Consider the following 7,629-nt stretch of genomic DNA (forward strand, 5'->3'; position numbering starts at 1 on the left):
GGCGTATATTACGCTTTCCTCTTTCAGAGTCAACCCTGAATTTCAGGATTTTTCTCTTCAACCGAACCGGCTGTTTGTGTGAAGTGATTCACATCCGCCGTGTCGATGGAGGCGCATTATAGGGAGTCGTCTCAGGAAGACAAGTGGAAAAATGCATTTTTATTTCAATTGCTCATCTTTTAATCATTATGCCGGTTTTTGCTGCTTTTTTATCGCTTGCGGCAGGTCTGCCAGGCTATTTAACACCCAATCCGCCGCGTTTTCTGCTTCAGGCGTAATAGGTTTACCCGTACGCACCAGCACTTTTGTTCCCACGTTCGCCGCAGCCGCTGCCTGCATATCTTCTAATTTATCGCCCACCATATAAGAAGCGGCCATATCAATATGCAAATAATCGCGTGCTGACAAAAGCATCCCCGGATGTGGTTTGCGGCAGTCGCAGACCTGGCGAAACTCTTCAACACTACCCTGCGGATGATGCGGGCAATAATAGATGCCATCCAGATCGACATCGCGGTCCGCCAGCGACCAGTCCATCCACTCGGTCAGCGTTTCAAACTGCGCTTCAGTAAATTTACCGCGAGCAATGCCAGACTGGTTGGTTACTACCACCAGCGCAAAGCCCATTTTTTTTAGCTCGCGCATGGCGTCAATAACACCGTCGATAAATTCAAAGTTGTCGATCTCATGGACATAGCCGTGATCGACATTAATGGTGCCATCACGGTCAAGAAAAATTGCGGGTACGCTCTTCGCCACCTTTTATAGCTCCTTAATAAGGCATGTGACGCTAGTATCGCATGTTTCGACCTGCAAGAAAGTGCTCTTCGCATAAACCTGATTGATTTAGACGTCTGGATGCCTTAACATCCATTTCATTGACGGCGTTGCCCGTTTCAGGCATTCGAAATGCCACGACTAACTTAATGACGATAATAAATAATCAATGATAAAACTTTCGAATATCACCAAAGTGTTCCACCAGGGCACCCGCACCATCCAGGCGTTGAACAACGTCAGCCTGCATGTGCCAGCTGGACAAATTTATGGCGTTATCGGTGCCTCAGGCGCGGGTAAGAGTACGCTTATACGTTGTGTAAACCTGCTGGAGCGCCCAACCGAGGGTAGCGTGCTGGTCGATGGCCAGGAACTGACCACGCTGTCAGAATCCGAGTTGACCAAAGCTCGCCGCCAGATTGGTATGATTTTCCAGCATTTTAACCTGCTCTCTTCGCGTACTGTTTTTGGCAACGTGGCTCTGCCGCTGGAGCTGGACAACACACCGAAAGACGAGATCAAACGTCGCGTGACGGAATTGCTGTCATTGGTTGGTCTTGGCGATAAGCATGATAGCTACCCGTCGAATCTTTCCGGTGGGCAGAAACAACGTGTGGCGATTGCCCGTGCATTAGCCAGCAATCCCAAAGTATTGCTGTGTGATGAAGCCACCAGCGCGCTGGACCCGGCAACGACACGTTCTATTCTCGAACTGCTGAAAGACATTAACCGCCGTCTGGGTTTGACGATTCTGTTGATCACCCACGAAATGGACGTTGTGAAGCGTATTTGTGATTGCGTGGCGGTCATCAGCAATGGCGAACTGATCGAGCAGGACACGGTAAGTGAAGTGTTCTCGCATCCGAAAACGCCGCTGGCGCAGAAGTTTATTCAGTCGACCCTGCATCTGGATATCCCGGAAGATTACCAGGAACGTCTGCAAGCGGAGCCATTTACTGACTGCGTGCCGATGTTGCGCCTGGAGTTTACCGGTCAATCGGTCGATGCCCCGCTGCTTTCTGAAACCGCGCGTCGTTTCAACGTCAACAACAACATTATTAGCGCGCAGATGGATTACGCCGGTGGCGTTAAGTTCGGCATCATGCTGACTGAAATGCACGGCACACAACAAGATACGCAAGCCGCCATTGCCTGGCTGCAGGAACACCATGTAAAAGTAGAGGTACTGGGTTATGTCTGAGCCGATGATGTGGTTGCTGGTTCGTGGCGTATGGGAAACGCTGGCAATGACCTTCGTATCCGGATTTTTTGGCTTTGTGATTGGTCTGCCGGTCGGCGTCCTGCTTTATGTTACGCGCCCGGGGCAAATTATTGCTAACGCGAAGCTGTATCGTACCGTTTCTGCGATTGTGAACATTTTCCGTTCCATCCCGTTCATTATCTTGCTGGTATGGATGATTCCGTTTACCCGCGTTATTGTCGGTACATCGATTGGTTTGCAGGCAGCGATTGTTCCGTTAACCGTTGGTGCAGCACCGTTTATTGCCCGTATGGTCGAGAACGCTCTGCTGGAGATCCCAACCGGGTTAATTGAAGCTTCCCGTGCAATGGGTGCCACGCCGATGCAGATCGTCCGTAAAGTGCTGTTACCGGAAGCATTGCCGGGTCTGGTGAATGCGGCAACTATCACCCTGATTACCCTGGTCGGTTATTCCGCGATGGGTGGTGCAGTCGGTGCCGGTGGTTTAGGTCAGATTGGCTATCAGTATGGCTACATCGGCTATAACGCGACGGTGATGAATACGGTACTGGTATTGCTGGTCATTCTGGTTTATTTAATTCAGTTCGCAGGCGACCGCATCGTCCGGGCTGTCACTCGCAAGTAACGTTCAACACAACATAAATAATTGAAGAAGGAATAAGGTATGGCGTTCAAATTCAAAACCTTTGCGGCAGTGGGAGCCCTGATTGGATCACTGGCACTGGTAGGCTGCGGTCAGGATGAAAAAGATCCAAACCACATTAAAGTCGGCGTGATTGTTGGTGCCGAACAGCAGGTAGCAGAAGTCGCGCAGAAAGTTGCGAAAGACAAATATGGCCTGGACGTTGAGCTGGTAACCTTCAACGACTATGTTCTGCCAAACGAAGCATTGAGCAAAGGCGATATCGACGCCAACGCCTTCCAGCATAAACCGTACCTTGATCAGCAACTGAAAGATCGTGGCTACAAACTGGTCGCAGTAGGCAACACTTTTGTTTATCCGATTGCTGGTTACTCCAAGAAAATCAAATCACTGGATGAACTGCAGGATGGTTCGCAGGTTGCCGTGCCAAACGATCCAACTAATCTTGGTCGTTCACTGCTGCTGCTGCAAAAAGTGGGCTTGATCAAACTGAAAGATGGCGTTGGCCTGCTGCCGACCGTTCTTGATGTTGTTGAGAACCCAAAAAATCTGAAAATTGTTGAGCTGGAAGCACCGCAGCTGCCTCGATCTCTGGACGACGCGCAAATCGCTCTGGCAGTTATCAATACCACCTATGCCAGCCAGATTGGCCTGACTCCAGCGAAAGACGGTATCTTTGTCGAAGATAAAGACTCCCCGTACGTAAACCTGATCGTAACGCGTGAAGATAACAAAGACGCCGAGAACGTGAAGAAATTCGTCCAGGCTTATCAGTCTGATGAAGTTTACGAAGCAGCAAACAAAGTGTTTAACGGCGGCGCTGTTAAAGGCTGGTAATTTTTAGGCTGTTTCCACAATTTGTAATATCATTCAGGACGGGCGCTTGCCCGTCTTGTCATTTTTACAAGCTCCTGATTCAATATTGACGTTTTGATCATACATTGAGGAAATACTATGCGTGCTTTACCGATCTGTTTAGTAGCACTCATGCTAAGCGGCTGTTCCATGTTAAGCAGATCCCCTGTCGAATCCGTTCAAAGCACTGCACCCCAGCCGAAAGCGGAGCCTGCAAAACCGAAAGCGCCGCGCGCCACGCCGGTCCGAATTTATACCAATGCAGAAGAATTAGTCGGCAAACCGTTCCGCGATCTCGGTGAAGTCAGTGGCGACTCTTGCCAGGCCTCTAATCAGGACTCTCCGCCGAGCATTCCAACCGCGCGTAAGCGGATGCAAATCAACGCCTCGAAAATGAAGGCCAATGCGGTATTACTGCATAGCTGCGAAGTCACCAGCGGTACGCCAGGCTGCTATCGTCAGGCTGTATGTATCGGCTCTGCGCTTAACATTACGGCGAAATGAGCAGTTTCCAGTTCGAGCAAATAGGCGTTATTCGCTCGCCCTATAAAGAAAAATTCGCCGTTCCGCGCCAGCCAGGTCTGGTAAAAAGCGCCAACGGCGAACTGCATCTCATTGCTCCCTACAACCAGGCCGACGCCGTTCGCGGCCTGGAAGCGTTCAGCCATTTATGGATCCTTTTCGTCTTTCATCAAACGATGGAAGGCGGCTGGCGTCCGACTGTGCGTCCACCGCGCCTCGGCGGTAACGCCAGAATGGGGGTTTTCGCAACACGCTCTACTTTCCGCCCTAACCCAATTGGTATGTCGCTGGTAGAGCTGAAAGAGGTTGTTTGCCATAAAGACAGCGTGATTCTGAAGCTCGGCAGTCTGGATCTGGTCGATGGTACGCCGGTAGTGGATATCAAACCGTATCTCCCCTTTGCCGAATCGCTTCCCGATGCCAGTGCCAGCTATGCGCAAAGTGCGCCAGCGGCAGAGATGGCGGTGAGTTTTACCGCAGAGGTCGAAAAGCAGCTTTTGACGCTGGAGAAGCGTTATCCGCAGTTAACGCTGTTTATCCGCGAAGTACTGGCGCAGGACCCACGCCCGGCCTATCGTAAAGGTGAGGAAACGGGCAAAACCTATGCCGTCTGGCTACATGATTTTAACGTTCGCTGGCGCGTCACCGACGCAGGTTTTGAAGTCTTTGCGCTGGAACCGCGTTAAATTCACGCCCTTCTCTTTTGACATTTCTTTTGCACTGGTAAACTAAATCACTTTTTTTTGTCCCAGGCTCGCCTTGAGCCTGTTCTACCTTCCAACTGGAACCGTAACAACATGCGTACTAGCCAATACCTGCTCTCCACTCTCAAGGAGACACCTGCCGACGCCGAGGTGATCAGCCATCAGCTGATGCTGCGCGCCGGGATGATCCGCAAGCTGGCCTCCGGGTTATATACCTGGCTGCCGACCGGCGTGCGCGTTCTGAAAAAAGTCGAAAACATCGTGCGTGAAGAGATGAACAACGCCGGTGCGATCGAGGTGTCGATGCCGGTGGTTCAGCCAGCTGATTTGTGGCAAGAGAGTGGTCGTTGGGAACAGTACGGTCCGGAACTGCTGCGTTTTGTTGACCGTGGCGAGCGTCCGTTCGTACTCGGCCCAACTCATGAAGAAGTTATCACTGACCTGATTCGTAACGAGCTTAGCTCTTACAAACAGCTGCCGCTGAACTTCTATCAGATCCAGACCAAGTTCCGCGACGAAGTGCGTCCGCGTTTCGGCGTCATGCGTTCCCGCGAATTCCTGATGAAAGATGCTTACTCTTTCCATACTTCTCAGGAATCCCTGCAGGAAACCTACGATGCAATGTATGCGGCCTACAGCAAAATCTTCAGCCGCATGGGGCTGGATTTCCGCGCCGTACAAGCCGACACCGGTTCTATCGGCGGCAGCGCCTCTCACGAATTCCAGGTGCTGGCGCAGAGCGGTGAAGACGATGTGGTCTTCTCCGACACCTCTGACTATGCAGCGAACATTGAACTGGCAGAAGCTATCGCGCCGAAAGAACCGCGCGCTGCTGCTACCCAGGAAATGACGCTGGTTGATACGCCGAACGCGAAAACCATCGCGGAACTGGTTGAACAGTTCAATCTGCCGATTGAGAAAACGGTTAAGACTCTGCTGGTTAAAGCGGTTGAAGGCAGTAGCTTCCCGCTGGTTGCGCTGCTGGTGCGCGGTGATCACGAGCTGAACGAAGTTAAAGCAGAAAAACTGCCGCAGGTTGCAAGCCCGCTGACTTTCGCGACCGAAGAAGAAATTCGTGCCGTGGTTAAAGCCGGTCCGGGTTCACTGGGTCCGGTAAACATGCCGATTCCGGTGGTGATTGACCGTACCGTTGCGGCGATGAGTGATTTCGCTGCTGGTGCTAACATCGATGGTAAACACTACTTCGGCATCAACTGGGATCGCGATGTCGCTACCCCGGAAGTTGCAGATATCCGTAACGTGGTGGCTGGCGATCCAAGCCCGGATGGCCAGGGTACGCTGCTGATCAAACGTGGTATCGAAGTTGGTCACATCTTCCAGCTGGGTACCAAGTACTCCGAAGCACTGAAAGCCTCCGTACAGGGTGAAGATGGCCGTAACCAAATCCTGACGATGGGTTGCTACGGTATCGGGGTAACGCGTGTGGTAGCTGCGGCGATTGAGCAGAACTACGACGAACGAGGCATCGTATGGCCTGACGCTATCGCGCCGTTCCAGGTGGCGATTCTGCCGATGAACATGCACAAATCCTTCCGCGTACAAGAGCTTGCTGAGAAACTGTACAGCGAACTGCGTGCACAAGGTATCGAAGTGCTGCTGGATGACCGCAAAGAGCGTCCGGGCGTGATGTTTGCTGATATGGAACTGATCGGTATTCCGCACACTATTGTGCTGGGCGACCGTAACCTCGACAACGACGATATCGAATATAAATATCGTCGCAACGGCGAGAAACAGTTAATTAAGACTGGTGACATCGTCGAATATCTGGTGAAACAGATTAAAGGCTGATGCCAGAAAGGGTCCTGAATTTCAGGGCCCTTTTTTTACATGGATTGTATAAAATGGATAAACCAAAGGCGTACTGCCGCCTGTTTCTCCCCAGCTTTCTTTTACTTTCGGCTTGTACCGTTGATATCAGCCAGCCAGACCCATCAGCCACAGCAGTAGATGCCGAGGCAAAAACATGGGCTGTCAAATTCCAGCATCAAAGCTCTTTCACCGAACAATCAATAAAAGAAATAACGGCACCTGATCTCAAACCCGGCGATTTGCTGTTCTCCTCAAGCCTTGGGGTAACCTCATTTGGAATCCGCGTCTTCAGCACTTCCTCTGTGAGTCACGTTGCAATCTTTCTGGGTGATAATAACGTTGCAGAAGCGACAGGCGCTGGCGTCCAGATTGTTTCCCTTAAAAAAGCGATGAAGCATAGTGATAAGCTTTTCGTCTTACGAGTCCCGGATCTTACCCCGCAACAAGCCACAGATATCACCGCGTTTGCCAATAAAATCAAAGATAGCGGTTATAACTATCGCGGCATTGTCGAATTTATTCCCTTTATGGTGACTCGCCAGATGTGCTCACTGAATCCGTTCTCCGAGGATTTTCGCCAAAGTGCGTCAGCGGCCTGGCGAAAGCGCAGTTAAGCAGTGTGGGCGAAGGAGACAAAAAGTCGTGGTTTTGTTCGGAATTTGTCACGGATGCCTTTGCCAAAGCCGGGCATCCACTTACACTGGCGCAATCGGGCTGGATTAGCCCTGCCGATCTGATGCATATGCGTATTGGTGATGTCTCTGCGTTTAAGCCAGAAACGCAGTTACAGTATGTTGGGCACCTGAAGCCTGGGATTTATATCAAGGCGGGTCGCTTTGTTGGGCTGACTCAGTGATAAAGCCAGCCTCGTGCACAAAATGCCGGATGCGGCGTAAACGCCTTATCCGGCCTACAAAATCGTGCTAATTCAAAATGTTGCATTATATGCTGTAGATACTGTTATGGCCTGCAAGTTTTTTCCTGGTCCGGTTTCCCGGATTGCAGGCATGCCAGACACAGCGCCGTCAGGCGCTGTTTTTTTCATCCCTTCCGCGATTTTTACGCCGCTACCG

7 protein-coding genes and 1 pseudogene are annotated in these 7,629 nt (G+C 51.2%); 7 read left to right on the top strand and 1 reads right to left on the bottom strand.

The window, feature by feature from the left end; genetic code table 11:
- Positions 1–186 precede the first annotated feature (186 nt).
- Positions 187–759: a D-glycero-beta-D-manno-heptose 1,7-bisphosphate 7-phosphatase gene (gmhB, locus tag ACJHXA_RS23230; protein ID WP_001140174.1), complete on the bottom strand. Its 573-nt coding sequence runs from the start codon at positions 757–759 to the stop codon at positions 187–189.
- Between the two features lie 187 nt (positions 760–946).
- On the opposite strand from gmhB, the gene metN reads away from it, so the two are divergent.
- The 7 genes and pseudogenes from metN (at position 947) to ACJHXA_RS23265 (ending at position 7,412) form a co-directional block, all read left to right on the top strand.
- Positions 947–1,978, top strand: coding sequence for a methionine ABC transporter ATP-binding protein MetN (gene metN / locus ACJHXA_RS23235; protein ID WP_000593994.1), 1,032 nt, complete (start codon positions 947–949; stop codon positions 1,976–1,978).
- Positions 1,971–2,624 carry a methionine ABC transporter permease MetI gene (locus ACJHXA_RS23240; RefSeq protein WP_001294600.1) on the top strand — a complete coding sequence of 218 codons (654 nt, stop codon included), beginning with the start codon at positions 1,971–1,973 and terminating at the stop codon, positions 2,622–2,624. Before metN ends, ACJHXA_RS23240 begins: the two co-directional genes overlap by 8 nt.
- Before the next feature lie 39 nt (positions 2,625–2,663).
- Entirely contained in the window at positions 2,664–3,479 is an 816-nt protein-coding gene (gene metQ, locus ACJHXA_RS23245) for a methionine ABC transporter substrate-binding lipoprotein MetQ (protein WP_000874224.1), read from the top strand.
- Between the two features lie 117 nt (positions 3,480–3,596).
- Positions 3,597–4,001, top strand: a complete 405-nt coding sequence (rcsF, locus tag ACJHXA_RS23250) for an Rcs stress response system protein RcsF (protein WP_001202335.1) — start codon at positions 3,597–3,599, stop codon at positions 3,999–4,001.
- The gene (tsaA, locus tag ACJHXA_RS23255) at positions 3,998–4,705 is read left to right on the top strand and encodes a tRNA (N6-threonylcarbamoyladenosine(37)-N6)-methyltransferase TrmO (RefSeq protein ID WP_000094011.1); all 708 of its coding nucleotides are present in this window, start codon (positions 3,998–4,000) and stop codon (positions 4,703–4,705) included. The genes rcsF and tsaA overlap by 4 nt, the downstream gene beginning before the upstream one ends.
- Before the next feature lie 111 nt (positions 4,706–4,816).
- The gene (proS, locus tag ACJHXA_RS23260) at positions 4,817–6,535 is read left to right on the top strand and encodes a proline--tRNA ligase (protein ID WP_001260712.1); all 1,719 of its coding nucleotides are present in this window, start codon (positions 4,817–4,819) and stop codon (positions 6,533–6,535) included.
- A 53-nt stretch (positions 6,536–6,588) separates the two neighbouring features.
- Positions 6,589–7,412: pseudogene (locus ACJHXA_RS23265) on the top strand (YaeF family permuted papain-like enzyme).
- The last annotated feature ends 217 nt before the right edge of the window (positions 7,413–7,629 follow it).

The sequence above is a fragment of the Escherichia sp. WS33 genome (assembly GCF_046486385.1).
Classification (GTDB): domain Bacteria; phylum Pseudomonadota; class Gammaproteobacteria; order Enterobacterales; family Enterobacteriaceae; genus ECMA0423.